Source organism: Pseudarthrobacter sp. W1I19 (assembly GCF_030817835.1).
GTDB lineage: Bacteria > Actinomycetota > Actinomycetes > Actinomycetales > Micrococcaceae > Arthrobacter.
In genome coordinates, this window is record NZ_JAUSZR010000001.1 from 286,156 (window position 1) to 310,282 (window position 24,127).

Genomic DNA, 24,127 nt, shown 5'->3' on the forward strand with positions numbered 1-24,127 from the left:
ATGGTCCTGCCCGCCCTTCTGTTGTGCTGCGGCTATTCGGCGGGGATGCCGGCCTTGGCCCGCTCAGCCTTGCTCATCTGGAACTGGGGAATGTCCTCGGGGTGCGGCCCGCCGCGGAACTTCGGTGACGGGTCCTGCCCCTCGCTGAGCCGCTGGAGCTCCTGGCCCTCAAAGACCTCCTCCTTGCCCAACATGATGGCGGAATCGTGGTTGGTGATCTCGCCCTTGAAGGCGCGCAGCATAACGCTCCGGTCGAACTGGCCCTCCCATTTGGAGACCACGAACGTGGCCACGCAGTTGCCCAGCAGGTTCACTACCACGCGCATGGAATCCATGAGCCGGTCGGCTCCAAGGAGGAGTGCGACGCCGGCTACCGGGAAGATGCCCAGGGCGGCGGCGGTGGCCGAGAGCGCCAGGAAGGATGACCCCGGGACGCCCGCCATGCCCTTGGAAGTCAGCAGCAGCACGCCGAGCGCTGCAAGCTGCTGGCCAAGGTCCAGGTTGTGGCCGAACGCCTGGGCGAGGAACAGCAGCGAGATGGACAGGTAGATTGCTGCCCCGTCCAGGTTGAAGGAGTAGCCGGTAGGGACCACCAGGCCGGTGGTGGCGCGGGAGCATCCGGCGTTGGTCAGCTTGGTCATGATGCGAGGCATCACAGCCTCAGTGGAGGCGGTGCCCAGGGCCAGGAGGAATTCTTCGCGGGTGTACTTGAGGAACTGCCAGAGCGGGACGCGTGCGGTAACCCAGGCCACCACGAACAGCAGGCCGATGAACACGATCGCCGCGGCGTAACAGGCGGTGATCAGCAGGGCGTAAGTGCTGAGCGTGTCCAGGCCGTACTGGCCGATGATGAAGGCCATGGCTCCGAAGGCTCCGATGGGAGCAACTTTCATAATCCAGGACATGATCTTGAAGATCAGTTCCAGGACGGTCTCCATGAGGCTGATCACGGGCATGCACCGCTCGCGTCCAATGACCACGATCGCTGCGCCGAAGAACACCGAGAAGAAGAGGACCTGCAGCAGGCTGTTACTGGCGAAGGCTCCGATCACGCTGGCCGGAATGACATCGAGGATGAACGATGCTGCGTCCTTGGGGGCGGCAGATCCGGTCTTGGCATCCAGGTCCGCCTGGGACAGTGTGGCGGGATCGATGTTTAGCCCGGCGCCGGGCTGGACGATGTTGCCCACCACCAGGCCGAAGACCAGGGCAAACAGGGTGGCTGCCGTGAAATAGACAAGGGCTTTGACCCCTACCCTTCCAACCGCCTTGACGTCGCCTACGGCTGAAATTCCGGTGACGATCACCAGGAAGATCAGCGGCGCGATGATCATCTTGATCAGTTTGATGAAGCCATCTCCGAGCGGCCTCAATTGTGATCCGAGGTCCGGCCAGAAATGCCCTATAAGGACACCTGCCACGACGGCGATCAGAATCTGGAAGAAGAGCGACTTGTACAGCGGCTTCCTCTTCGTGGGCACCGAACTCGCCTTCAGTGCCTCAGGGTTGGGGATCTTCATTGACCTTTACCTATCCAAATAGGGGATGCGCCCGCTGATCCGGGCCTTGGGTAAAACGTAACCCCGATCACACCATTTCCGCAAGGGGAAATTGTAATTCCATGATGTGAAAGCCGCCGCGGACCCGATTGGGGTCAAAAATCCGATTGTGACTGGTGGCACCGTAGGCTGGAGTCCATCCCGGACAGGATTTCCGGGATGGAAAGAAACAGGTACCTAGGTGAAAGGCAGGACCCATGACCACGTCCAATGAGGAGCCCCAAAACACCGCCGATCTCCGCGGCCCGGGTGACCCCGACGAAGCCAAGCAGGCAGCACAGGCGCCCCAGGGCGGCATGCATCCGGAGCTTCCCGGCGCCGCCAACATCCGCGAGGAGCAACAGGCCCACGCGGCCGGAACGGTGCCTGCGTCGTACACCGGAAGCGGCGAGCCGCCGGCAGGGCACAAACCCGAGGAAGCCCTGGAAGAGCCCGGAACCTGGGACGACGAACTCTGACGTGATTGCCCGAGCAGATGTTGAGGACGCGGCCCGCCGGACAGCCGGCCTCACCCGAGTAACGCCCGTGCTGCAGGCGGATACGGAGGCGTTCCCCGGCGAGGTCTGGTTCAAGTGCGAATTTATGCAGCACACCGGCACTTTCAAAGCCCGCGGCGCGCTGAACCGAATCCTGGCCAGCAAGGAGCGCGGCGAGCTGGATCCCGCCGTTGGTGTGGTGGTTGCCTCGGGCGGCAACGCCGGGCTTGCCAATGCCTACGCGGCAGCCCAGCTGGGAGTGCCGGCAACGGTATTCGTGCCGGCGGCTGCTCCGGCCGTGAAGGTTCGCAAACTCGAGGTGATCGGCGCCACTGTGATCCAGGGTGGCGCCGAATATGCCGAGGCGTACCAGGCCGCCGTGGAACATGCACGGCGCACCGGAGCTGTTTACTGCCACGCCTATGACCAGCCCGAGATCGCTGCCGGCGCCGGAACCGTGGGGATGGAAGTACTGGAGCAGATCGCCGGAGTGGACACCGTGCTGGTGGCGGTGGGCGGAGGCGGGCTGATGGCGGGCATCGCGGCGGCCGTGGAAGGCCATGCCCGGGTGGTTGGCGTGGAGCCCCGGAATGCGCCCACGCTCCATGCGGCCCTGGCCGCGAACGAACCGGTCGACGTCACTGTGTCGGGAGTCGCCGCAGATTCGCTGGGAGCCCGCCGCGTTGGCGACATCGGCTTCTCCGTCGCGGTCCGCACCGGCGTCGAAAGTGTCCTGGTGTCCGATGACGGCATCGTGACCGCACGCTCGCTGCTGTGGAACGACTACCGGCTGGTAGTGGAACACGGCGCGGCAGCGGCCTACGCGGCCCTGACGTCCGGCGCCTACGTGCCGAAGCCAGGGGAACGCGTGGCAGTCATTCTATGCGGCGCAAACACGGACCCGGCCACCCTGTAAGGCGGCCGGGTCCGTTCAGCAAAAGGCAAAGCAGTGAAGGCTAGCTGCAGAACTTCTGGTAGGTGCTGCCGGCTTCCTCGTAGCCAGCCTGCAGCTCCGCAATCTTGCCTTCGTCCGGGGTTTCCTTGGCCTGCTCGTCCGTGTATTCAAGGATGGACTCGAGGGCGGGCTTGAGATCGTCGGAAGCGACCTCGTGAATGGGGCGGATCTGGTTGGCCAGGCGGTTCATGCCCGTCTTGCCGGCGTTGTTGGCCGGGTTGGAGACCACGCTCTGGATCCGCTCACACGTTTCCGCGGTGGTGAGCTGGTTCGAGGCGGTGCAGGCCGTGGCGGAGACAACGAGCCCGGCGGCGATCAAGGCTGTGGCGAGTTTCTTCATGGGTCCCTCAGTAGTTGATTGAGGTTTCGATTGTAAGCAGAATCCGGAGATGAATGCGGTCCGGGTGCATTGCCCCCTTCCTTATGAAGGGGGCACCAAGTTCTGGCGGGGCTTCCTGCCGGTCCTTAAACTGGCAGCACCATCGTGCGGAGCTGCCGCTGATTGGCCCCGCGCAAAAACCCACATCGAGGAAGCATCATGCGCCGAACAGTACAACGCCGTACAGCCGTGGGATTCACCGCCCTTCTGGCACTGTTCTTACCCATTGCCCTGCCGGCAGTGGCCTCCGCATCCAGCAGCGACGACGTCATAGTGCTCGACGGCGCCACCTCCGCCGAGGGTATTGCGGCTGGGGAGGGGGCCACTTTCTATGCCGGAGACCTGAATACCGGCGATATCTACCGCGGCGATATCCATGACAGCGAGGCCAAACGTTTCATTAATGTGCCGGACGGCCGGATGGCTGTAGGGATGAAGGCGGACGTCGACAATGACCTGCTCTTCGTGGCGGGCGGGGCTACCGGCAAGGCCTACGTCTACAGCACCGAAACCCGCAAGACGGTGGCCGAGTTCACGCTGACCACGAAGGCCATGCAGTTCATCAATGACGTCACCCTCACCGAAGACGGCGCCTGGTTCACCAACTCTGCTTCGCCGGAACTCTATTTCGTCCCTGTGGGCGACTGTGGCGAGCTGGGAGACTCCGACGACGTAGAGACCCTGAAAGTGAGCGGCAGGGCAGCCAAACCCTTGAAGGAAGGCGAGTTCGGATTCAACGGCATCGCAAGCGCCGAAGACGGGGACACGCTCATAGTTGCGCACACTGCGCAGCAGGCGCTTTACGCTGTGGATCCCGAGACGGGAAAGAGCGACAGGATCGACGGACCGGACCTGGAGTTCATCGACGGCATCCTGGTTAAGGGCCACACCGTGTGGGCGGTCCAGAACATGGTTAACCAGATCAGCCGCCTGGAGCTTTCCCGGGACCTGTCCTCCTTCAAGGTTGAAGACGTGATCAAGAGCAAGCACTTCAACATCCCCACAACGGTGGCCAAGTTTGGGGACACCCTCGCAGCCGTGAACGCGAAATTCGGAAAGCAGGCAACCCAATATGACGTGGTCCTGGTCCCGGCCTGGGACTAGGTCAACCCCAACTGGCTGGCAGCAGACGTTCCCAAAACGCGGGTTCACAACGCCTGCTGCCAGCCAGTTTTATGTCCGGACCCGCCAGCGGGGAAACGGTCCGGGCGGCGGAAAGGTCCGCAGCTAGATGGTCCTCGTGGCCTTGGCCAGGTTGTCCTTCAGCTCCTGGGCATTCTGCCGCACCACGTACGCGGGCCGATCCCGCTCCACGCGCCAGCTGTCCTCCAGGAGTCCGATGTTCACGGTGTCGAAACCAAACTCGTCGTACAGGCGCGTTACCAGTTCGGCGGCTTCCGGGTAGTCGCTGGCCGTTGCCAGTGCCCGGCGGTTCTCCGTGCCGGTAGGAGTTCCATCAGTGGTGATCTGGGACGCCATGATGTGGTTGAAGCCCTTGGCCACTTTCGACTCCGGCAGGTGCTCCTGGAGCAGTCCCGAGGTGGTGGCCTCGCCCTTGTCCAGCTCCGGGATGCGGCCGTCCCGCTCCCAGTAGTAGTTGTTGGTGTCGATCACGATCTTGCCGGCCAGGGGCTCCACCGGAATGTCCTTGTAGTTCCTAAGCGGCACTGTCACCACGGCGAAATCGCCTGCCGCCGCGGCCTCCGCGGGGGTGGCTGCCCGGGCCTTCGGGCCAAGCTCCGCAACGAGGTCCGCCAGCGTCTCGGGCCCGCGTGAGTTGCTGATGACCACGTCATAACCCAGCTCCACCGCCTTCCGGGCAACTGCGCTTCCGATATGTCCTGCACCGATGATTCCGATTGTTGTCATACCGGCGCCAACAGCGGCTCCTCCGCGGATATTTCAGCGGAGCCCAGGGAATAAAAGGCGTCGGAAAAGCGTACGACGGCGTCGTTCCGCCTTCTGCGCCCGGCGGCACGCCGCCGTCGTGCTTCCGCTCTGAGACGACGTCCAGAGTCTGTCCCATATCGAAAGGTAATGGAACAAATTCGCCCATTAAGTAACGGAAAAGCCTTGACCTCTCTTGCGGCCCGCTGATAAACCTAAAGGGCAGAAAGCGCTTTCCCTCCTGCTTCATCCCGCCCGAACCGCCCAGAAAGGTTCGTCAGCGACGAGGAGTGAAACGTTCCAACAGTCGTTCGGCGGACTCAGCTGCCGACGCATCAAAGGAGATGTTCTTTTGGTTTTTCCCTCGAAATGTTCCCCCTCATCCCGGGCCGGCCGTGCCTGGAAAGCGGCTCCGCTTGCCGCAGCAGCCTCACTGACGGCCGCAGCCCTCGCCTTTACCGGCGTCCCCCTGGCGCAGGCAGACCCCGGCACCGCTCCCGGGCAGTCCGGCACAGAGCTCAAGCGCCAAGTGGAGAACCTGGACCGCGCACCGGTTGCCGTGCTGACGGACCAGGGCGTCACCTTGGGCTGGCGCATGCTTGGCCTGGACAAGGACAGCGTCGGATTCCATGTGCTCCGCGACGGCGTCCAGCTCACGGACGAGCCTATCCGGGACACCACCACCTACGTTGACCCGGCGGGTACCGCGGCGTCGAAGTATGTCATCAAGGCCGTGGGCAACGGCAACGGGCAGGACAAACTCAGCGCCGAGTTCACGCCGTTGGCCCAGAACTACCTGGCCATCAAGCTGGACAAGCCGGCCGACGGCGTGACCCCCACCGGGCAGGCCTACAGCTACACAGCCAACGACGCGAGCGTCGCGGACCTGGACGGCGACGGCACCTACGAGATCGTCCAGCTCTGGAACCCCACCAACGCCCAGGACAACTCGAAGTCCGGCTACACCGGCAACGTATACGTCGATGCCTACAAGATGGACGGCACCAAGCTGTGGCGCATCGACCTGGGCCGCAACATCCGCGCCGGCGCCCACTATACCCAGGTCCTTGCCTACGACTTCGACGGTGACGGCAAGGCCGAGGTGTCCATGAAGACGGCGGACGGCACCACGGACGGGGCCGGAACCGTGATCGGCGATGCTGCGGCGGACTACCGGAACAGCGCCGGTTATGTCCTGTCCGGCCCCGAATTCCTCACCGTGTTCAACGGTGCCACCGGAACCATCATGGACACCGTTCCCTACGATCCGCCGCGGGGCAGCGTCTCTGCCTGGGGCGACGGCTACGGCAACCGCGTGGACCGCTTCCTTGCCGGCGTGGCCTACTTGGACGGCGAGCATCCCTCCATGATGTTCAGCCGCGGCTACTACACCCGCGCCGTCCTTGTCACTTATGACCTGGTGAACGGCAAGCTGGTGAAGCGCTGGACGTTCGACTCGGATATTGCCGGCGCCCAGTACAGGGGCCAGGGCAACCACAACCTCTCCGTTGCGGACGTGGACCAGGACGGCAAGGACGAGTTTGTGTTCGGCTCCATGGCCATCGACGACGACGGCAAGCCGCTGTACAACACCAAGCTGGGCCACGGCGATGCCATCCACACCAGCGACCTGGATCCGTCCCGCCCGGGCCTGGAAACCTTCGCGGTGCACGAGAGCATGAGCCAGAGCGGCAACCGCGGCGCCACCTTCCGCGACGCTGCCACCGGCAAAATCCTCTGGAGCATTCCCGCCACCCGGGACACGGGCCGCGGCGCCGCGGGGGACATCGATCCGCGCTATGCCGGCGCTGAAGGCTGGGCTGTGGGCGGGGACGCTGCCTGGAACTCCCCGGTCGGCCAGCTCCGTTCTGCCAAGGGTGAGCTGATTGCTGAAAAGATCCCGGCTGCCAACTTCCTGGCCTGGTGGGATGGTGACCTGCTCCGTGAAATCGTTGACCACGATTTCGATGCCGCCACTCAGGTAGGTGTCCCCACCGTTTCGAAGTGGAACTGGGAAACCGAAACCAGTGACAGGCTGTTGACCGCCACCGGCGCGCGCACCAACAACGGCACCAAGGGCAACCCGTCCCTGCAGGCGGACCTCCTGGGCGACTGGCGTGAGGAACTGGCTTTCCCGTCGTCGGACAGCACGGAACTGCGGATCTACACCAGCACCTCGCCCACCGAGGTCCGGCTCCGCACCCTGATGCACGATCCGATGTACCGGACGGGCGTTGCCCGCGAGGCCGTCGCGTACAACCAGCCGCCGCACCCGAGCTTCTTCATCGGCGAGGGCATGGAGACCCCCGCAGCGCCGTCGGTCTTCTACGCCGGCACGGACAAGTAGCAACAGCACAGCAGTAACGGCAAAGCGCCGCCCGCCCCGGGGGAAGGGCGGGCGGCGCTTTGCTTTCCGTGGAACGTCCGGTTGTGAGTGAACCTCCGACGCCGGGACGTCCCCTCAGGCGGTCAGGTTGCCGTCAGTGCTGGCCGAGGTTGCCGCCTACAGGCGGCAGGCCGCCGTCCGGCCGGCGCTCGCTCTCGCGCCGTTCGCCGGCGCTCAGGTTCTCACCCTCAAGCGTCTCGTCCGACTCACCGGTGGTGTCCACCAGGCCGTTGGTCTGGTCGAAGGCGTGGCCGATCCTGTCATCACCCAGGTCCGCCACAGAACCGGTGGAACCGGCTGCCGACGTTGTGCCTGTTGTTGTTGTGCCTGTTCCCGTGGTGCCGGTGTTTGCGGTATCGGTAGCCGTGGTGTCGGTGGTCAGTGGCGTGACGGTGACGGGCTCTCCGGGAGTCACGGGGGTCACTGTTTCATCGGCGGCCCCCGTTGTGTCCTTGTTGCTGCTGGCTGCCATGGCTGCCGCAGCACCTGCTGCCGCTGCCAGGCCCACGCCTGCAGCCACCTTGCCGGATACGCCGGCCTTGCCCGAATCGCCGCGCGATCCTGCAGCATCCTCGATGCCGGGGGTGCCGACGGGAGCTCCGGAGCTGACACTGCCGCGCCATGCGCCACTGGCGTAGCCTTCGTCCTCGATGAATTCCTTGAACCGCTGCAGGTCTGCTTCGGCCTGGCGGTCCACCACGTTGAGCTTGTCGCCCACCTTCTCGATAATTCCCTCGGGCTCGTATTCGAGCGTCAGACGGATGGAGGTTTGGCCGCCGCCTACGTCTTCGAAATCCACGGAACCGGCGTTGGTGGCGCCTTCGGTGGCTGCCCAGGCGACTTTGCGGTCCGGGACCTGCTCCAAAATCTTGGCTTCCCACTGCCTGCGGATGCCGCCGATCTCGGCTACCCACTCGAGCCGGTCGTCACTGAGCTGCGTAACGCTCTTGACACCGCCCATGAAGTGCGGGAATTCCTCGAACTGGGTCCACTGGTTGTAAGCAGTGCCCACCGGTACGTTCACCAGAATGCGTTTTTCCACCTTCGTGCTCATAACGTCTCCTTTGCTGTGTAACCGGGACTGATGATTCCGTAAAAATCATCAGCATGCTTACCAACATACCTTTTGGGGGCGGAGGTTGCCAGAGCCGGTTCCGGGAAGCAGATGTCAGAAGCCCAACACGTCCGCACCGCCGGGATTCGGCGGAAGGCTCCTGCTGTGCTCCTCCCTTTGCCGGCGTTCGGCGGCACTGTAGTTCTCGCCGTCGGCGGTTCCGCCCGACTCCCCCTCAAGATCAACCAGGCCGTTGGTCTGGTCGAAGGGGTGCTCAAACCGATAGTCCTGGCGCCGCTCGTCGGTGGACCGTGCAGTGTACCGGGCAGCGGTGGAACGCTCCTGGCGCTCGATGAATTCCTTGAACTGCTTCAGGTCGTGTTCCGCCTGGCGGCCGACGACGTGGAGCAGGTCGCCCACCCGTTCCACCACACCCGCGGGCTGGTATTCAAGGGTCAACGCCAGCTCCGTCCTGTTGCCGCCGGCATCCTTGAAATCAACCGCGCCGGAGTTGGTGACGCCTTCCAGGGCGGCCCAGGCCACTCTCCGGCCAGGGATCTGCTCGAGGATTTTGGCCTCCCATTCCCGGCGTACTCCGGCGATGTGGGCCACCCACTTCAGGCGCTCATCGGCCGCCCGGACCCGGCCCACCACCCCTCCAATCACCCCCAACTGGGTCGCATTTAAGGCAGTGAAAACGCGGAATCACGACGTTAAATGCGACCCGGTTGGGGCAACGGGGTGGGCTGCTGCGCGGCTGCGCCTGCAGGGGGTGGCCGGAAGGCGCCAGCTATTGAGTGCCGGGGGAAGGGGCGTCCGGGGTGTCCGGTCCCTCGGCCGGATCCTGGCTGTGCGCCCTGATTTCGGTGGCATCCGCATCGGGATCGCCCTCGGCAGGTGCCTCGGTATGGACCCGTTCATCCTGCAGGGGATTTTCGCTCATGACTGCTCCTGACCGCGCCGGGGGTTTCGGTACAGATCATTCAGCGCTCCCGGGTGCGGCCTGTCAAGGACTCGGGGCGGCTCTGGCCGAGCGTTGCCTTCTGTGCTGGACTGGGGGGTGCAGTGGCACCAAGCGCCGTCCGGCCGCGGGCGGCACCTTTTCCAAACAGAACATGGACGGCCGGCGCTGACCGGCCATTGGAAGGAACACTCATGGCACCGTTCAAGATCGGATACTTCGTGGGGAGCCTCGCTACCGGCTCCATCAACAGGGTCCTCTCCCAGGCATTGATCAAACTGGCTCCCGAGGACCTGGAGTTCACAGAGATTCCCATCAAGGACCTACCCCTGTACAGCTACGACTACGACGCCGATTTTCCACCGGAAGGCCTCGCCCTTAAAGAGGCCATTGAAGCGTCTGACGGAATCCTGTTCGTGTCCCCGGAGTACAACCGTTCCATTCCCGGCGCCCTCAAAAATGCCATCGACTGGGGCTCCCGGCCGTGGGGCAGCAACTCGTTCGCCCGCAAGCCCACCGGCATCATCGGTGCCTCGGTGGGCAGCATCGGGACCGCGGTGATGCAGTCTTCTTTCCGCAGCGTCCTCAGCTTCCTGGATGCCCCGCAGCTCAATGCACCGGAGGCCTACATCCATTACAACGCCGAGGTGTTCGGTGAGGGTGGCGAGGTGAAGGACGAAGGGACCGCCAAGTTCCTGCGCCACTACATGGACGAGTACGGCGCGTTTGTTGCCCGCGTCCTGGCCGCGAACGCACCCGGCCACATTGGCGACCTGGAACCGGATGAGGCGAAACTCTCCCGGTAGCAGGACAACCCGGGCTTACGGATGCCCGCCGTCCCAGCGAAGGCGGGCATCCGGGTCTTCAGTCCAGCGGAAGGGTGACCGTCACGCTGGTTCCCTGGCCGGGGGCGGAGCAGATGGCCACGGTGCCGCCGGCCTCATGGACGGCCACGGACATCAGCCGGAGGCCATAACCGTGGTGACGGCCGCAGGAGGCGAGTTTGCTGTCAAAGCCCTTGCCGTCGTCGGATACCACCAGGCGGATCCCGTGGTCCACCGCGGCGAGCTGGACATTAAGGTGTGATGCTCCGGAATACTTGTAGGCGTTGCTGAGCGCCTCGCGCGCCGACTGGTACAGAAGGGACGCGCAGTCCGCGGGAATCTCGATGCCCCAATGGGGAGTGTCCCAGTGGACCGCGGTCCCGTGCTGGCGGAGAGGCACCGTGAGCCGGTCGATGCAGCCGGCGAGTCCCAAAGTATGGAAGTCGAGCGGATGACTGTCCGTCAGCACTCCCGCTACGGCTGTGACTTCATCAATTACTGCTTTGTGTCCCATGACTTCCTGCTCCCCACAAGCTGGTTGGTCCGTTGCCTCTGTTGGTTCGATGGCTCCAGAGTGGACCTGCAACGTCAATGGTCGGCAAGGTTTCCCGCAAGATCGCATCAATTCTGCGCGGCGGGTTAGAGGGGGCCTCTTTGGAGGGACATGGACGGTAAAACCGGGCCTTGTGGGGACGCCGGATGGCTGCCGGCCATGCCGGCAGCCACCGTGGTCAGCTTGCGTCCGGCGTCAAAGCGTAGAAGGGCGTGCAGCCCTCCCGGGTTCCGGGGGAGATATCGGAGCGGACCATCGAGGCGCGTTCCAGGGCTGCCAAGTGGTATCTCACGCAGTCACGGGAGGCGAAAATTCCACTGCTGATATCCGCCACCTTGCTGGCGCCGTTCTGTGCCAGGTAGTCGATGATCATCGACCTGACAGGGCTGCGGCGGTAAGGGGCGCGGAGGGGGCTTGTCCGGGTCTGGAGGTTAGTGGACATTGTGCACTCCCTTCAGCGGACGGAGGCGTGCTCTGGCGTCCCGACCGCCACATCGGTGGGATGGACGCCTGATGGTTGATTTGCTCTTCATGCTCAATCCTTTGGTTCAGGCCGGGCTGGCGGCCCGGTAGCGGAACGGTCCTCGTCATCGAGTGCCGTTTTTCTTTGCCCGCCCCGGAATGCGGGCACGTCAATGTGCCCCTGTTCCTGGGAACGGGCTGGGAGGGCGTGCTGCCTGGTGGTTGACCTTGTCGAAACCGGGTTTCGGTTTTGCTCGACTGCCGGTGGTTATTTGCTGAGGTTGGCGAGGCGTTCGGGGCTGAGGAGTTCCTGGAGCTGGGTGTGGGTGAGGAGCCCGTGTTCGAGGACGAGTTCGGCGACGCCTTTGCCGGTGGCGAGTGCTTCCTGGGCGATGGCGGTGGCGGTGGTGTAGCCGAGGTGGGGGTTGAGGGCGGTGACCAGGCCGATGGATTGTTCGACTGTTTGGCGGAGGTGTTCGGTGTTGGCGGTGATGCCCTGGATGCAGCGTGCGGTGAGGGTGTGGCAGGCTGCTTCGAGGTGGGAGATGCTCTTGTGGAGGCTGTGGACGATGATGGGTTCGAAGGCGTTGAGTTGGAGTTGCCCGGCTTCGGCGGCCATGGTGATGGTCACGTCGTTGCCGATCACTTCGTAAGCGACCTGGGAGACGACTTCGGGGATGACCGGGTTGATCTTGCCGGGCATGATGGAGGAGCCGGACTGCACGGCGGGGAGGTTGATCTCGCCGAACCCGGCGCGGGGGCCGGAGGAGAGCAGGCGCAGGTCGTTGCAGATTTTGGAGAGTTTCACGGCGACGCGTTTGAGGACGCCGGAGAGGTGGACGAAGGCGCCGACGTCCTGGGTGGCTTCGATCAGGTCCGGGGCGGTGACCAGGGGCAGGCCGGTGATGGTGGCGAGGTGCCGGCAGGCGGTGGCGGCGTAGCCGGCGGGGGCGTTCAGGCCGGTGCCGATGGCGGTGGCGCCGAGGTTGATTTCGTGGATGAGCAGTTCGGCTTCGGCGAGGCGGAGCCGGTCTTCGCCGATGGTGATGGCGTAGGTGCCGAATTCCTGGCCCAGGGTCATGGGCACGGCGTCCTGGAGTTGGGTGCGGCCCATTTTCACCACGGTGCGGAATTCCAGGGCTTTGGCGGCGCATGCTTCTTCGAGCCCGGCCAGCGCGTCGAGCAGCTCCCGGGCGGCGAAGATGGTGCCCAGTTTCACCGCGGTGGGGTAGACGTCGTTGGTGGACTGGGAGAGGTTGACGTGGTCGTTGGGGTGCAGCCGGGCGTAGTCGCCCTTGGGGTGGCCCAGGATTTCCAGGGCGCGGTTGGCGATGACTTCGTTGGCGTTCATGTTCGAGGACGTTCCGGCGCCGCCCTGGATGACGTCCACCACGAACTGGTCGGCGAGGCGGCCGTTCATCACCTCGGTGCAGGCCTGCTCGATGGCGTCGGCGCGTTCGGCATCCAGCAGCCCGAGCTCGCGGTTGGTGCGCGCCGCGGCGAGTTTCACCGCGGCCAGGCCCCGGACCAAGTGCATGTTCGAGGACAGCTTCTGCCCGGTAATGGGAAAGTTCTCCACTGCCCGGAGCGTATGCACACCCCAGTACGCCCCGGCCGGGACATCCCGGTCCCCCAACAAATCATGCTCAGACCGGACAAGTGCGGGTGCGATATCCGGGATGGTGCTGGCGGGGGAGTGCGCGGTGGTCATGGTGTCCTTAAATCTTTCTGGTGCCGGCGGGGCACGCCGGAGGCATGGAGGTAGTACGGAATCTGGGCGCGCGGAAGCCACACCGGATGGCGGCACGCGAAGTAACTGGTGGTTTTGGTTGGGATGGGAGAGCTGGCGGGGGCGCAGTTAGCCGGTAAGGCCTGCCCCGGATTTCCCGCTGCCCGGGATGACGGTGCCCAGGGCACACTCCACCCCGTGCAGATGCATGGTCATGGCCTGTGATGCGTCCTCCGCCGAACCGCGTTCGATGGCCTCGAAGATGCGTGCATGCTCTTCACCCGATTCCTTGCGCCGGTCGGCCACAAGGTTGAGGGTGTTGGACTGGTTGGCCATAGCCTCACAGATATCCGAGAGGAAGGATTCGAAGACGCCGTTTCCGCTGGAGCGGGCGATGGTCACATGGAATTCGGTGTTCAACTGGACCCACTGCTGAAGGTCTTTCGCGTCAGACATTTCGCGCAGTATTTCCCGCAGCGCTTCCAGATCCTCACTGGTGCGCCGTTGGGCGGCAAGCCCGGCGGCGGGAACCTCCACATGGGGACGTGCCTCCACGAGGGCACTCGCGGAGTACTTTCCGAGCTTAAGGTCCTGCGCCACTTTGTCAGCGATGACAAAGGTGCCTTTGCCGGTGTGGGTGGCAGTCAGTCCGAGGGCGGTGCAGGAACGTAGTGCTTCCCGCACCATGGTGCGGCTGACACCGTATTGCTTGGCCAGCGAGGCTTCCGAGTCCAGGCGGGTGCCTACCGGAATCTTTCCTGCTTCGATGGCGCCGCGGAGGGAAGCAAAAACCGCTTCGGCCGCACCAACGCGTACCACCGGTTCTTGTCTAGCTGTCCAGCTGTCCAACAGGTCCATGTAACGAGCATGGCATCAGTCGCAGGGTGTGTCAATGAAGCGGCGGCAATGTTGCGCAAGGTGCCAACCTGCCGTGCGACGACGGGTGGCCGGCGCTGCAGGAACACGCAGCCAGGTGTGCCTCCCGGCCCGCCTTCCTGTCCCGGTTTCCGGCCTGTACTACTCTGGGCTTTTTGAGGCTTGCCGGCTCCGGTGCCGGCGGCTGCGTGAGACAGGTTCCACGAGAGTGGGCCGGAAAGCGGGAACACGTGCCGGTATGGATGCAGGCGCTGCTATGGGGAACTGCTGCCGGTGCGGCACTGGTCCTGGGAGCCGCGTTGTCCTGGCGGTGGAACCTGCCGCCCAAGCTGGTGTCCTCCATCATGTCCTTCGGGGCCGGCGTACTGATTTCTGCCCTGGCCTTCGAGCTGGTGGACGAGGCTGTGCAGGGCGGTGGCCTGTGGCCCACCGTGGTGGGGTTCCTGGCAGGGGCCGTGGTGTACGTGGGCGCCAACATGATGCTGGCGCGTGCCGGGGCCAAGCACCGCAAGCGCTCCGGGGACCAGCAGCCCTCCGAATCCGAGGACCCCGGCAGCGGCACGGCCATCGCTGTGGGCGCATTGCTGGACGGCGTCCCGGAGTCAGTGGTGCTTGGTGTGGGCATGCTGGCCGGGGGAGCGGTGAGCCCTGCCATGATGGCGGCGGTGTTTATCTCCAACGTTCCCGAGGGGCTTTCCGGGACGGCAGGCATGAAGAAGGCCGGCAGGAGCGCCGGATATGTCTTCGGTATGTGGGGCGGGATCGCGCTGCTGTGTGGTGTGTCCTCGCTGATTGGCTATGCAGCACTGGAGAACGCACCCGGCGAAGTTGTTGCGCTCATTACCGCCGTGGCCGCAGGAGGAATCCTGGCGATGCTCGCGGACACCATGATCCCCGAGGCCTTCGAGCAGCACCACAACCTCACCGGACTCACGGCCTCGGTTGGGTTCCTGACCGCCTTCACCGTCCATCACATCGGAGGATGAAGCGCGACGGCGGGACGCGGCACTGTGCCGCGTCCCGCCGTCGTCAATGCAGGGGTTAGAGGCCCTGGCGGGCCAGGTCCTCGGCGACGAGGCGCGCCACTTCGGTGGCACCGGTGCGGTTGGGGTGCAGCGTGTCGCCGGTCATGAACAGTGCCAGCGTTGCCTCGGGGCCGATCCCGGTGAAGTACTGCGAGGCCAGGACGTTCAGGTCCACCAGGTGCACGCCCTCTTCCTCTGCCAAGGCCACTGTGGAGTGGCGGTACCAGCGGTCCACTGAAGAATGGACACCGTCAACGAAATCGGTGGCACGGCCCTGGGGCGTGACCAGAACGGGAGTGGCGCCGGTAGCCGCAACCTGCCGGACCATGTCCCGCATGATCTCCTTGAACTCGGCCTCGGTGGTGGCGTTCTTGGCGGCCGTATCGTTGATGCCCATCTCCAGCAGGAACAGGTCGCCGGGCTTGATGTACTGCAGGATTGCCTCAAGCTGGCCGTCGTTGCGGAAGCCGCGGGCGATCTGTCCGCCGGTGGCCATGTTCCGGACGTCAAACGCTTCCGGGTCCACAAACTGCGGCAGCATCTGGCCCCAGCCGCCCTGGACACTTGTCTCCAGGGGGTAGTAGCTGGCCACCGTGGAGTCGCCGCCCACCCAAATGGTGGGATCCATCGCCGGGTGCCGCGACACTTTCTCGATTTCCAGTGCGCTCAGCGTAAAGGCGGTGCCAACCTTGCCTTCGGTAACCAGCAGGTTCAACTGGCCGTCCGTCACGGGAATCTCGAAGGACGCCGTGGCTCCGTTGCCGGTGAGATTCATTTCCTGGAACACGCCCTCGGCGGCGATGCTGGCCCGGGAGGTGTCACCCAGCGTCACCGATACCTTGTACAGGCCCTCCTTGAGGTCCACGTTGAACGTGTTCGCGCTCTTGGTGCCGAACTCAAGGAAGCGGACGGCATCACTGCCGGCCCCGGTGCCTTTCGCGGGTACGTTCACCATGTGCCCGGGGGTGTTGAAGCCGTAGCGGGTCTCGGGGCTGTAGGCGTCGGTGGCGCTGACGCCGATATAGCCGTCCTCTACCGGCCCGCTGCCGAAATCGAACCTGTAGTTGCTTGGCTCCGCGTAGGCTGCGGGGGCGCTGAGGGTCAACCCCGCCCCGGCGGCCAGGGCGGCGCTGGCCAGGCAGCCGGCGAGGACCTTCCGAAAGGGTTTAGTGGAGGGCTGTTGCGAATGGTGCTCGGTCACGTTCATCTCCTTTGATGACGGGTGGAAGCGGGGCCACGACGTCGAGGTTTTGTATCGATTCAAAAGCAGGGCAAAGTGAGTCCCTGACATCTAAAGGGGGTGCGCGGAAGGAGGGGTGGTTCGTTCTGCGTTACAAGATTTGTAACAGCCCCCGCCGTTCGAAGTCAAGCACTTTTGGTAGTTCTCTGTGCTCTTTTGTTCCGGAATGTAGCAGCGGCACTTCGTGGCGTTTCCAATTTCTTGCGCCATGCCGGAGCCTTTCTGCCGCAGGACTGCTAGCGTGGAGGCCCGGCCATTGAAGGAGGAACAATGACGATCAACTCACCCGACTCCCTTCCTGAGGACGAGCCGCAGGGCGGCGCAGAGGGATCGAAGGGGAAGAACGACGGCGGCATCCCTGGCGGTGCGGACGGCGTGGGAATCGGTGCGGATGGAGAGCCGAACACCTTCGAACCCGAAGAGGACCCGGACGCAACCGACAGGCCCGAACCCGACTGAAGGATCCGTCTGCTCGCGCTCCCGCAGGCGTGGGCCCGTTGACAGCTTGGCTCAAGGTTCCATCAAGAATCGCGCAGTCAGGCCAAAATGGCCGGTTGGCATGGTTACCAGCCGGTAGATTTCTCTCTGTTTCCACGTTATTTCCCCCAACACGGAAGCGCAGAAAGCCCCCGCGCTGGAGTTCGACTCGCGCGGGGGCTTTCGTCATTTTCCGGCGGCGTCGGGCATGCGTCTACACGAACCCTTCGCCTGGCCCCCGATGAGGAAGGGCTTGTCGTCGCTTCCGAACAGCGCCACGACGTCGAACACGACACTCGCAGTCCAGGCGCCGATGGGGATGGTCACCAGTGTGGGGTGGAGCGGGTGCCCATAGGGTCCGGCCAGGGGGCTTTTAGGGTGCTTTGACCGCTGGTGGGCTGTGAGGTTTTCCATCACTGCTCCTTTTCTGTCTGTGCGTCATCGGTTGGAGGCTGGGGATCGGGCGCAGTGTCCCGGAGGGCAAGCGCGGCCTGGACCAGGGCAGAGTGGATGAGCGCCTGCGGAAAGTTGCCCAGGAACCTGCCGGACGCCGGGTCCATCTCCTCACTGAAAAGCCCCAGCGGGGAACCCTTTTCGAGCACGGCCTCGAACAGCGCAACGGCGTCTTTGTGCTGACCGGTGTTCGCCAGTGCTTGGACCAGCCAGAACGAGCAGGGCAGGAACGCCCCCTCCGTTCCGGGAAGGCCGTCCTGTCCGGGCGGATAGCGGTAGAGCAGCGGGAATTCGGCGGACAGTTCCCTGCGAATGGCCTCGACTGTTCCCGCCAGGCGGGGCGAACCTGGTTCTTCCAGGCCCGTGAGCGGCAGCACCAGCAGGGCAGCGTCCAGGTCGTCAGAACCGTACGTGCGCATGTAAGAGTTCCTGGCGGGGTTGTAGCCCCGCTCCCGCACCTGCGCGGCAATACGACTGCGTGTGGTTTCCCAGCGGAGCCGCCGCCGCTGGCTGACATGGTGCGTCGCCGCGATGCGGAGCGCGCGGTCCATTGCGAGCCACGCCATGACTTTGGAGTGGACGTGCTGGGCGGCGTCGCCGCGGACTTCCCAGATTCCGGCGTCGGGCGCCTCCCAGGTGGCGGCAACCAGGTCCGCGAAGCCGCGCATCGCGCACCACGTCTCCGAATTCAGCCTGCGCCCCCTCTCCACAAAGGCCCAGGCGGCGTCCAGCACCCAGCCGTAACCGTCGAGCTGGTGCTGGGCGGCCGCCAGATTTCCGGTCCGCACCGGGCTGCTATGGGCGTAGCCCGGCCAGCGGGACAGGTTCCGCTCTTTCGGGACACGTCCTCCGGTCAACGTCAGGAGCGCAGGCAGATGCGGCCGCTGCAGCCGGCTCGCGTGCAGGAGCCAGCCGAGGAAGTCCTCGGCCTCGCGCGTTTTGCCCGCCCGCAGGAAGGCGCCGACGCCGATGCTTGCGTCGCGGGGCCAGGCGTACCTGTAGTCCCAGTTGCGGATGCCGCCAGGGTCCTCGGGCAGCGAGGTGGTGGGAGCCGCCACCGGGGCGCCGGAGGGGGAGTAGGTGAGCAGCCGGAGCGTGAGCAGGCTGCGCACCACCTCGGAGTGGAAGGGGATGGCTGGGTCAATCTCCTCCGCCCACGTCCGCCAGCATGATTCATCCCGGCCCACGAGGTCCCACGCGGTGCCTGGGTCAACGTGGATCAGCGGCTCACCGTAGGCCAATGAAAAGACGAGGGTCAGCGGTTCTTCCGGCGTGATGTCGAACGTCAGGAGCCGCCCCGGCACAACATCGAGGCGGGGGCTCGTGGCGAGGGAAGCCGCCAGCTGACCCCACTCGCAGACGACGTCCCGCCCCCGGCGGACGCGCGGGTGTCGGTGCTGTTCGCCCAGCCGCGGGTCAAAAAGCAGGGCCACCCGTACAGGACTTCCTTCCGCGGCCAGGCGCCGGACCAGAATAGTGGTGGGCAACAACTGGCCGGCCACTTCCGCGATCATGGCCTCAGTGAGCGTTAGCCGCCCGTTGCCCGTGGCCCACACCGTTTCCAGCGTGGCCGTGTTGCGGCGGTAGCTGCGCGAGACCACTGCCGCAGGATGAGCAGGACCCGCGAGGAAGCTGCCCGCCTCCGGTCCGCCCAGCAAGGCACCAAAGAGAGGCTCGCCGTCGAACGCGGGAGCGCACAGCCAGTCCACCGATCCGGCAACGGAGACAAGCGCGGCCGTCCGCGTGTCGCCCAGGAGCCCATAGTCCGCGATGGGTGTGGGCCCTGGCTGGGCCGCGGCCTCCGCGGGACGCTCGCATTGCAGCGGGGCAGGATCCAGGTGGTCCAGGCTCATCGTGCCCCCAGGAGGAGCCCAAGCACCGCGCCGTAGATCACGTGCGCCACCACGGCAACGGCCGGCGTCTGGATGCCGTAGTTCAGGCCTAGCAGGCCCGGCGGTTCCAATGCCGCCGTGGTGGTGAGCCCGGCCCTGGTGGAGGCCATCCGGGGATGGATTCCGGGCAGCAGGGGCAGGATGACTGTCAGCGCAACGGCAACGTGGAGGAGTCCCAGCAACGCCCCAAGCCACCAGGTTGCCTGGTGCAGGAGCGCGAAGACGGCGGCGTAGCCCAGGGCAAATGCCTGCCCCGCGGCGAGATGGATGAAGAAGCCGGCCACCCGTGCCTTGTCCGGGTCGGCCGTGACCAGCGTCCCCAGCACCAGCGGCAGGTCGAGGCGGGTGAGCCCGGCCATTTGGGCGGCAATCATCACCGCGGTCAACACCGACGTTGCCACCAGCCCGAACAGGACCCAGCCCTGCCAGTCCATCTCAGCTCACCCGGCCCGGGCGCCTTGGCGCCGAATGCCGGAACCACATAACCCGACCCCGCCACTGCATCGTGGACTCCTTCTAAAAGTAGGTTCTCTAATTTTAGAAGCTCGGGTGCGTATTAGACAAGGAGTGCGTTTTTAGCGCCCGGTGCCGATCCAGTAGCGGCGCTTGCCGTTGCGGCTGTCCTCGTAGGTTCCACCGTTCTTCTCGATGGTGGCCCGGGAGCCGGCGTTGTCCTCGCTGCAGGTCACGAGCACACGGGGGATTCCCAGCCGGCCGGCCAGGGGGATGGCGTCAGCCAAAGCCTGTGCGGCGTGGCCGCGTCGCCTGGCCGATGGCCTGACGCTGTAGCCGATGTGCCCGCCCTCGTTGAGGAGGTACTCGGTCAGTTCATGCCTGATGGCCAGGGAGCCAAGGAACGTTCCGCCGTCCACGATCCACAGGTAGGTGCAGGGCACCTTGCCGGGCTTCCGGGGACTTTCGGGCAATGCATCGCTGACAAGGGCGTCCACGAAGCGTCGGAATCCATCGGCATCCTTGAGGTCATCCGGGTCCCAGCCGTCCGTGCCCGATCCGTCCTGCCGGGTGCCAGCGAACTCTGCAGCTGCTTCGAGCCAGGAGGAGTGGAGTTTTACGTTCGGAGCGACAAGTTGGGCCATCACAAGATCCTATGTTTCCCGGCGCCCTCATGATTCCACCCGCCCATGGCGGGAGCACTGCGCCGTCCAGCCCAGCGGTGTCACCTGGACTTTCATGCGCCGCCGGCACGAGGCGCAGTAGCGCGGCGGCTCCATCGCCAGACGCTCGCCACAGCGTTGGTGAACGTCCGACGGCGGGCCGTCACCGCCGTCAGACGCCTCACCGCAGTGCCCGCAAAAGTTTCCGGTGGTTGGGACTGTACTTCCGGAGGTTGAGCCCGCTGTGTTCCCGGTGGTTGAGCCGGCTGTGTTCCCGGTGGTTGAGCCGGCTGTGTTCCCGGTGGTTGAGCTTGTCGAAACCTCTTTCATAGGGTCTTCTGGAGTTCCTTGATGGGCATGTTGAGGTCCACGAGCAGGTTCAGGTCTGCGGTGGCGGGACGGCCCAGGGTGGTGAGGTAGTTGCCCACGATGACGGCGTTGATGCCGCCGAGCAGGCCGTCGCGGGTGCCGAGGTCCCCCAAGGTGAGTTCACGGCCGCCGGCGTACCGGAGGACGGTGCGGGGCATAGCCAGGCGGAAGGCGGCGATGGCACGGAGGGCGTCCTTGCCGTCCATGATGCCCTGGTTTTCCAGCGGGGTTCCGGGGCGGGGGTTGAGGAAGTTCAGCGGAACTTCGTGGGGTTCCAGGGCGGCGAGCTGGGCGGCGAGTTCGGCCCGCTGCTCCAGGCTTTCGCCCATGCCGATCAGGGCGCCGCAGCACAGTTCCATGCCGGCGTCCTTGACCATGGCGCAGGTTTCCAGCCGTTCCTCGTATGTGTGGGTGGTCACGACTTTGGGGAAGTAGCTGCGCGCCGTTTCGAGGTTGTGGTTGTAGCGGTGGACGCCCCAACCCGCCAGCTGGTCCACCTGATGCTGGGTAAGCATGCCCAGCGAACAGGCGATGTTGATGTCCACTTCCTCGTTGATGCGGCGGATGGCGAACTTGATCTGGTTCATCAGTTTGATGTCCGGGCCGCGGACGGCGGCCACGATGCAGAACTCGGTGGCTCCGGTGGCGGCGGTTTCCTTGGCGGCTTTGACCAGTTCCGGGATGTCCAGCCAGACGCCGCGGACGGGGGAGTCGAACAGGCCGGACTGGCTGCAGAAGTGGCAGTCCTCGGGGCAGCCGCCGGTCTTGATGGAGATGATGCCTTCCACCTCCACGTCCTCGCCGCAGTGCCGGAGCCGGACGTGGTGTGCCAGCTCCAGTGCGGCGGGAAGTGCTTCATCCGGGAGCCGGAGGACGTCTTCGAGCTGGGCTTGAGTCAGGCCGATGCCGTCCTCCAGAACCTGCCGGCGGGCGGTCTCCAGGATCTGGTAGCCCTTGCTTTGGTGCCCGTTGCCGGCGCTCGCGGAGTTCGGGCTGGTGGGCACGTTCGCCTGAATCGTCATGGATGGGTCCTTTGCGCTTGCCGTGGAAATGCCTCACAGCAGACGCTAGTTCTCCCTTTAGCCCGCCATTTTGGAGGGATCCAACAAGAATTTTCTTGTTCAGGAGTGCGGCCAGGTTCTGTCGGTGCTGGTCAGGCCGGGATCAGGCCGCGCCCCTGAAGGTCCTGCCACAACTCTGCAGGGACTGGAGTGGACATGCGTTCCGCGCTTTGGCTGATCTGTTGCGGTTTGCTGGCTCCGACGGTCACGTTGACGACGGCGGGGTGGCGGATGGGGAACTGGATGGCCGCGGTGGGAAGTTCCACGCCGTGGTCGTTGCAGATTCGGGCCAGCTGCCTGGCTCGTTCCAGGACCTCTTCGCTGGCCTGGGAGTAGTTGTAGTGCGCATCGGAAGGCAGCTCGGGCTTGGCGAGGATGCCGGAGTTGTAGACGCCGACGCTGACCACCCCGGTACCCACCTCCAGGCAGCGGTCCAGCAGCCCCTCGCCTGGACGGCCGTCCGAGCCGGGCTGCTCCAGCATGGTGAACCTGCCGGCCAGCATAAGGAAATCCAGGTCTGCCGCTTCCACGCATTCGAGGGCTGCGCCGGCAGTGTTGGTGCCGACGCCGATGGCGCGGACAAGACCCTCGGCCCGGACTTTCTCCAGAGCAGGCAGCGCCGACTTCACGGCGTCTTCCATGCTGTACACGTCGGGATCATGCAGGTAGGCGATGTCTATGTAGTCCAGGCCCAGCCGTACCAGCGAATCTTCGATGCTGCGCCTCACCCCGGCCTCTGAGGGATCCCACTCGCGCCTCAAAGCAGCAGGCACATCAAAACCTTCCGGATCCCGTGCATCTTCGGTTGCAGGCGACGGCACCAGAACCCTGCCCACCTTGGTGGAGAGGACGAATTCCTCGCGGGGTTTCTTCGCCAGGGCCTCGCCCATTCGCCGCTCGGACAGGCCCAGCCCGTAATGCGGTGCTGTATCGAAGTAGCGGATCCCGGCATCCCAGGCCGCCTCCAAGGTCGATGAAGCCTGCTCATCGGAGATAGCGCGGTACAGGTTGCCCACCCCTGTACCTCCGAAGCCAAGGCGGCCAAGCCGGTCCCGCAACTGCCCGTTCTCCTTGTCCACAGCTCGGCTCCTTCTCCTTTGGCCACGATGGCAGGAGCTTAAATTCGCAGGGTTGGCAGTGTCAACGGCAACGCGGACTTCGGATCAGGCTGCGGAACCGGCGGGGACTGGTTTGGACGCCACATCCCGCCGCATCAGTACTGCCTGAATAACGATACCCAGTGCGGCGAAGGCCATGATGGCAGCGGCATAGGACTGCAGGGTGGGAACCAGTCCGAGGAGTGGTACGAGCTGGCCGGCGATGATCAACGGGACACTGAACGCAAGGTACGCGGCCGCATAGATACCGGAGAAGACACCGGCGCGCTGGTGCGGCTGGATGTGCGGGGCCATCAGCCGAAGCTGGCCGCCGAACGAGCCGCCAAAGCCGATACCGCCCAGCACCGCACCAACCCAGACGGCGGGCAGCCAGGTTTCGTTGATGCCGAGAAGGACCAGGACTATTCCGGCGAGGATGAGGATCACGCCCAGGAGGGTGCTGCGCCGTGCAGGGTGCCGGGCGAACACAAAACTTGAAACTGCTGCCGCGAACGGGCCGAGGAATGAGGTGAAACCAGCTGCCAGGCCGCCCTCCACGGCGAAGTGGAGCCGGAGCACCGCGGGGGAAAGCCCCAGGAAGAGGGCCGGGAACATCCAACCGGCGATGTGCACCGGAATGCCGGCATAGAACTCGCCCCGGATATCGGCGGGGAGTTCAAGGCGCGGGGTGAGTGACCGGAGTGCGCCCGGCCGTTTTGCAGTTGTTTCACCGGTTCGGCCTACAAAGACAATGGCGACCACCATGACTCCGCTGAGGGCCGCGAAAATGAGTGTGTTGGCGTCCGGGTTGAACTGAACGGCCACTCCGGCCAGGAGTGCGCCGAGGCCCAGGCCGCCAGCCACGGACGCTCCCGCCAGGGCGCCTGCGAATTTCTTCAGGTGGGCGGGTGCATGCTCAACGATGGCTGCGTTGAAGGCGCTGGTGGCCAGCCCGGTGGCCAGGCCCTGAAGGGCTCGGGCCAGGATCAGCCAGGTGATACTTGGGGCAAACAGGAACAGCAGCATGGACGCCAGTTCGCCGTACAGGGCGGCGAGCATCACCGGCCGACGGCCGATGTGGTCCGACAGTGAGCCGCCCACCAGGAGTGCGGCCAGCAGCCCTAACGCATAAATCGAGAAGGCGATGGTCAGGGTTCCCGCAGAGAATCCCCATTCCTGCTGGCGGAGTGAGAGGAGCGGTGTGGGGGCACCGGCCGCGAAAAAGAACGCAGCAAAAACTGCGGCCAGTCCCGCGAATGATAAACGGGGTGAGAGCAAACGGGGCAAGATGGTTCTC

Annotated in this window: 25 protein-coding genes; 7 read left to right on the top strand and 18 right to left on the bottom strand. The window is 64.8% G+C overall.

The window, feature by feature from the left end:
- Positions 1-32: 32 nt before the first annotated feature.
- Positions 33-1,520, bottom strand: a complete 1,488-nt coding sequence (dctA, locus tag QF038_RS01295; RefSeq protein ID WP_307607969.1) for a C4-dicarboxylate transporter DctA — start codon at positions 1,518-1,520, stop codon at positions 33-35.
- Between the two features lie 236 nt (positions 1,521-1,756).
- Between dctA and QF038_RS01300 the strand changes: the two genes are divergently transcribed.
- Together QF038_RS01300 and QF038_RS01305 are read left to right on the top strand one after the other, a co-directional pair.
- Positions 1,757-2,017 (top strand): hypothetical protein, encoded by a 261-nt coding sequence (locus tag QF038_RS01300; RefSeq protein WP_307607971.1) that lies wholly within the window; start codon positions 1,757-1,759, stop codon positions 2,015-2,017.
- Position 2,018: 1 nt separating this feature from the next.
- On the top strand, positions 2,019-2,951 hold the full coding sequence (locus QF038_RS01305) for a threonine/serine dehydratase (RefSeq protein ID WP_307607973.1): 933 nt from the start codon (positions 2,019-2,021) through the stop codon (positions 2,949-2,951).
- 40 nt (positions 2,952-2,991) lie between these two features.
- On the opposite strand, the gene QF038_RS01310 is transcribed toward QF038_RS01305, so the two are convergent.
- Complete coding sequence (locus QF038_RS01310; RefSeq protein ID WP_307607974.1) at positions 2,992-3,330, bottom strand: hypothetical protein; 339 nt, start codon at positions 3,328-3,330, stop codon at positions 2,992-2,994.
- A 198-nt stretch (positions 3,331-3,528) separates the two neighbouring features.
- On the opposite strand from QF038_RS01310, the gene QF038_RS01315 reads away from it, so the two are divergent.
- The gene (locus QF038_RS01315) at positions 3,529-4,473 is read left to right on the top strand and encodes a hypothetical protein (protein ID WP_307607976.1); all 945 of its coding nucleotides are present in this window, start codon (positions 3,529-3,531) and stop codon (positions 4,471-4,473) included.
- 123 nt (positions 4,474-4,596) lie between these two features.
- On the opposite strand, the gene QF038_RS01320 is transcribed toward QF038_RS01315, so the two are convergent.
- Positions 4,597-5,238, bottom strand: a complete 642-nt coding sequence (locus tag QF038_RS01320) for an NADPH-dependent F420 reductase (protein ID WP_307607978.1) — start codon at positions 5,236-5,238, stop codon at positions 4,597-4,599.
- A 370-nt stretch (positions 5,239-5,608) separates the two neighbouring features.
- Between QF038_RS01320 and QF038_RS01325 the strand changes: the two genes are divergently transcribed.
- Entirely contained in the window at positions 5,609-7,603 is a 1,995-nt protein-coding gene (locus QF038_RS01325; RefSeq protein ID WP_307607980.1) for a rhamnogalacturonan lyase, read from the top strand.
- Positions 7,604-7,736: 133 nt separating this feature from the next.
- Here QF038_RS01325 and QF038_RS01330 read toward each other — a convergent pair whose 3' ends face one another.
- From QF038_RS01330 to QF038_RS01340, 3 genes are all read right to left on the bottom strand, one after another.
- Positions 7,737-8,696, bottom strand: a complete 960-nt coding sequence (locus QF038_RS01330) for an SRPBCC family protein (RefSeq protein ID WP_307607982.1) — start codon at positions 8,694-8,696, stop codon at positions 7,737-7,739.
- 114 nt (positions 8,697-8,810) lie between these two features.
- On the bottom strand, positions 8,811-9,362 hold the full coding sequence (locus QF038_RS01335; protein ID WP_307613374.1) for an SRPBCC family protein: 552 nt from the start codon (positions 9,360-9,362) through the stop codon (positions 8,811-8,813).
- Between the two features lie 124 nt (positions 9,363-9,486).
- Positions 9,487-9,639, bottom strand: coding sequence for a hypothetical protein (locus tag QF038_RS01340; RefSeq protein WP_307607984.1), 153 nt, complete (start codon positions 9,637-9,639; stop codon positions 9,487-9,489).
- 212 nt (positions 9,640-9,851) lie between these two features.
- On the opposite strand from QF038_RS01340, the gene QF038_RS01345 reads away from it, so the two are divergent.
- Complete coding sequence (locus QF038_RS01345; protein ID WP_142058262.1) at positions 9,852-10,463, top strand: NADPH-dependent FMN reductase; 612 nt, start codon at positions 9,852-9,854, stop codon at positions 10,461-10,463.
- A gap of 58 nt (positions 10,464-10,521) precedes the next feature.
- Here QF038_RS01345 and QF038_RS01350 read toward each other — a convergent pair whose 3' ends face one another.
- From QF038_RS01350 to QF038_RS01365, 4 genes are all read right to left on the bottom strand, one after another.
- The gene (locus tag QF038_RS01350) at positions 10,522-10,995 is read right to left on the bottom strand and encodes a sensor histidine kinase (RefSeq protein WP_307607987.1); all 474 of its coding nucleotides are present in this window, start codon (positions 10,993-10,995) and stop codon (positions 10,522-10,524) included.
- A 217-nt stretch (positions 10,996-11,212) separates the two neighbouring features.
- Positions 11,213-11,476: a winged helix-turn-helix domain-containing protein gene (locus tag QF038_RS01355; RefSeq protein WP_307607989.1), complete on the bottom strand. Its 264-nt coding sequence runs from the start codon at positions 11,474-11,476 to the stop codon at positions 11,213-11,215.
- A gap of 288 nt (positions 11,477-11,764) precedes the next feature.
- Entirely contained in the window at positions 11,765-13,207 is a 1,443-nt protein-coding gene (locus QF038_RS01360; RefSeq protein ID WP_307607991.1) for an aspartate ammonia-lyase, read from the bottom strand.
- A 147-nt stretch (positions 13,208-13,354) separates the two neighbouring features.
- Positions 13,355-14,083, bottom strand: coding sequence for a FadR/GntR family transcriptional regulator (locus QF038_RS01365; RefSeq protein ID WP_307607993.1), 729 nt, complete (start codon positions 14,081-14,083; stop codon positions 13,355-13,357).
- A gap of 248 nt (positions 14,084-14,331) precedes the next feature.
- On the opposite strand from QF038_RS01365, the gene QF038_RS01370 reads away from it, so the two are divergent.
- Positions 14,332-15,087 carry a ZIP family metal transporter gene (locus QF038_RS01370; RefSeq protein ID WP_307607995.1) on the top strand — a complete coding sequence of 252 codons (756 nt, stop codon included), beginning with the start codon at positions 14,332-14,334 and terminating at the stop codon, positions 15,085-15,087.
- Between the two features lie 55 nt (positions 15,088-15,142).
- Here QF038_RS01370 and QF038_RS01375 read toward each other — a convergent pair whose 3' ends face one another.
- Complete coding sequence (locus QF038_RS01375) at positions 15,143-16,327, bottom strand: rhamnogalacturonan acetylesterase (protein WP_307607997.1); 1,185 nt, start codon at positions 16,325-16,327, stop codon at positions 15,143-15,145.
- Between the two features lie 309 nt (positions 16,328-16,636).
- Here QF038_RS01375 and QF038_RS01380 point away from each other — a divergent pair, with 309 nt between their 5' ends.
- Entirely contained in the window at positions 16,637-16,825 is a 189-nt protein-coding gene (locus QF038_RS01380) for a hypothetical protein (protein ID WP_307608000.1), read from the top strand.
- Between the two features lie 204 nt (positions 16,826-17,029).
- Here QF038_RS01380 and QF038_RS01385 read toward each other — a convergent pair whose 3' ends face one another.
- The 7 genes from QF038_RS01385 to QF038_RS01415 form a co-directional block, all read right to left on the bottom strand.
- On the bottom strand, positions 17,030-17,257 hold the full coding sequence (locus QF038_RS01385) for a DUF2231 domain-containing protein (protein WP_307608002.1): 228 nt from the start codon (positions 17,255-17,257) through the stop codon (positions 17,030-17,032).
- A complete protein-coding gene (locus tag QF038_RS01390; RefSeq protein ID WP_307608004.1) occupies positions 17,257-19,149 on the bottom strand; it encodes a glycoside hydrolase family 15 protein in 1,893 nt (630 codons plus the stop codon). Before QF038_RS01390 ends, QF038_RS01385 begins: the two co-directional genes overlap by 1 nt.
- Positions 19,146-19,622 (bottom strand): hypothetical protein, encoded by a 477-nt coding sequence (locus tag QF038_RS01395; protein WP_307608006.1) that lies wholly within the window; start codon positions 19,620-19,622, stop codon positions 19,146-19,148. The genes QF038_RS01390 and QF038_RS01395 overlap by 4 nt, the downstream gene beginning before the upstream one ends.
- A 141-nt stretch (positions 19,623-19,763) precedes the next feature.
- On the bottom strand, positions 19,764-20,285 hold the full coding sequence (locus tag QF038_RS01400) for a GNAT family N-acetyltransferase (RefSeq protein ID WP_307608008.1): 522 nt from the start codon (positions 20,283-20,285) through the stop codon (positions 19,764-19,766).
- Positions 20,286-20,629: 344 nt separating this feature from the next.
- Positions 20,630-21,694, bottom strand: coding sequence for a biotin synthase BioB (gene bioB, locus QF038_RS01405; protein WP_307608010.1), 1,065 nt, complete (start codon positions 21,692-21,694; stop codon positions 20,630-20,632).
- 131 nt (positions 21,695-21,825) lie between these two features.
- The gene (locus QF038_RS01410; protein WP_307608012.1) at positions 21,826-22,812 is read right to left on the bottom strand and encodes an aldo/keto reductase; all 987 of its coding nucleotides are present in this window, start codon (positions 22,810-22,812) and stop codon (positions 21,826-21,828) included.
- A gap of 84 nt (positions 22,813-22,896) precedes the next feature.
- Positions 22,897-24,117, bottom strand: coding sequence for an MFS transporter (locus QF038_RS01415; protein WP_307608014.1), 1,221 nt, complete (start codon positions 24,115-24,117; stop codon positions 22,897-22,899).
- Positions 24,118-24,127: the final 10 nt, after the last annotated feature.

Excerpts from the sequence above, each read along its gene's own strand:
- QF038_RS01300 (WP_307607971.1), top strand. The coding sequence starts at position 1,757 with ATGACCACGTCCAATGAGGAGCCCCAAAACACCGCCGATCTCCGCGGC.
- QF038_RS01400 (WP_307608008.1), bottom strand. The coding sequence starts at position 20,285 with ATGGCCCAACTTGTCGCTCCGAACGTAAAACTCCACTCCTCCTGGCTC.
- QF038_RS01390 (WP_307608004.1), bottom strand. The coding sequence starts at position 19,149 with ATGAGCCTGGACCACCTGGATCCTGCCCCGCTGCAATGCGAGCGTCCC.
- QF038_RS01350 (WP_307607987.1), bottom strand. The coding sequence starts at position 10,995 with ATGGGACACAAAGCAGTAATTGATGAAGTCACAGCCGTAGCGGGAGTG.
- QF038_RS01380 (WP_307608000.1), top strand. The coding sequence starts at position 16,637 with ATGACGATCAACTCACCCGACTCCCTTCCTGAGGACGAGCCGCAGGGC.
- QF038_RS01330 (WP_307607982.1), bottom strand. The coding sequence starts at position 8,696 with ATGAGCACGAAGGTGGAAAAACGCATTCTGGTGAACGTACCGGTGGGC.
- bioB (WP_307608010.1), bottom strand. The coding sequence starts at position 21,694 with ATGACGATTCAGGCGAACGTGCCCACCAGCCCGAACTCCGCGAGCGCC.
- QF038_RS01355 (WP_307607989.1), bottom strand. The coding sequence starts at position 11,476 with ATGTCCACTAACCTCCAGACCCGGACAAGCCCCCTCCGCGCCCCTTAC.
- QF038_RS01395 (WP_307608006.1), bottom strand. The coding sequence starts at position 19,622 with ATGGACTGGCAGGGCTGGGTCCTGTTCGGGCTGGTGGCAACGTCGGTG.
- QF038_RS01310 (WP_307607974.1), bottom strand. The coding sequence starts at position 3,330 with ATGAAGAAACTCGCCACAGCCTTGATCGCCGCCGGGCTCGTTGTCTCC.
- QF038_RS01365 (WP_307607993.1), bottom strand. The coding sequence starts at position 14,083 with ATGGACCTGTTGGACAGCTGGACAGCTAGACAAGAACCGGTGGTACGC.
- QF038_RS01345 (WP_142058262.1), top strand. The coding sequence starts at position 9,852 with ATGGCACCGTTCAAGATCGGATACTTCGTGGGGAGCCTCGCTACCGGC.
- dctA (WP_307607969.1), bottom strand. The coding sequence starts at position 1,520 with ATGAAGATCCCCAACCCTGAGGCACTGAAGGCGAGTTCGGTGCCCACG.
- QF038_RS01315 (WP_307607976.1), top strand. The coding sequence starts at position 3,529 with ATGCGCCGAACAGTACAACGCCGTACAGCCGTGGGATTCACCGCCCTT.
- QF038_RS01340 (WP_307607984.1), bottom strand. The coding sequence starts at position 9,639 with ATGAGCGAAAATCCCCTGCAGGATGAACGGGTCCATACCGAGGCACCT.
- QF038_RS01320 (WP_307607978.1), bottom strand. The coding sequence starts at position 5,238 with ATGACAACAATCGGAATCATCGGTGCAGGACATATCGGAAGCGCAGTT.
- QF038_RS01385 (WP_307608002.1), bottom strand. The coding sequence starts at position 17,257 with ATGGAAAACCTCACAGCCCACCAGCGGTCAAAGCACCCTAAAAGCCCC.
- QF038_RS01360 (WP_307607991.1), bottom strand. The coding sequence starts at position 13,207 with ATGACCACCGCGCACTCCCCCGCCAGCACCATCCCGGATATCGCACCC.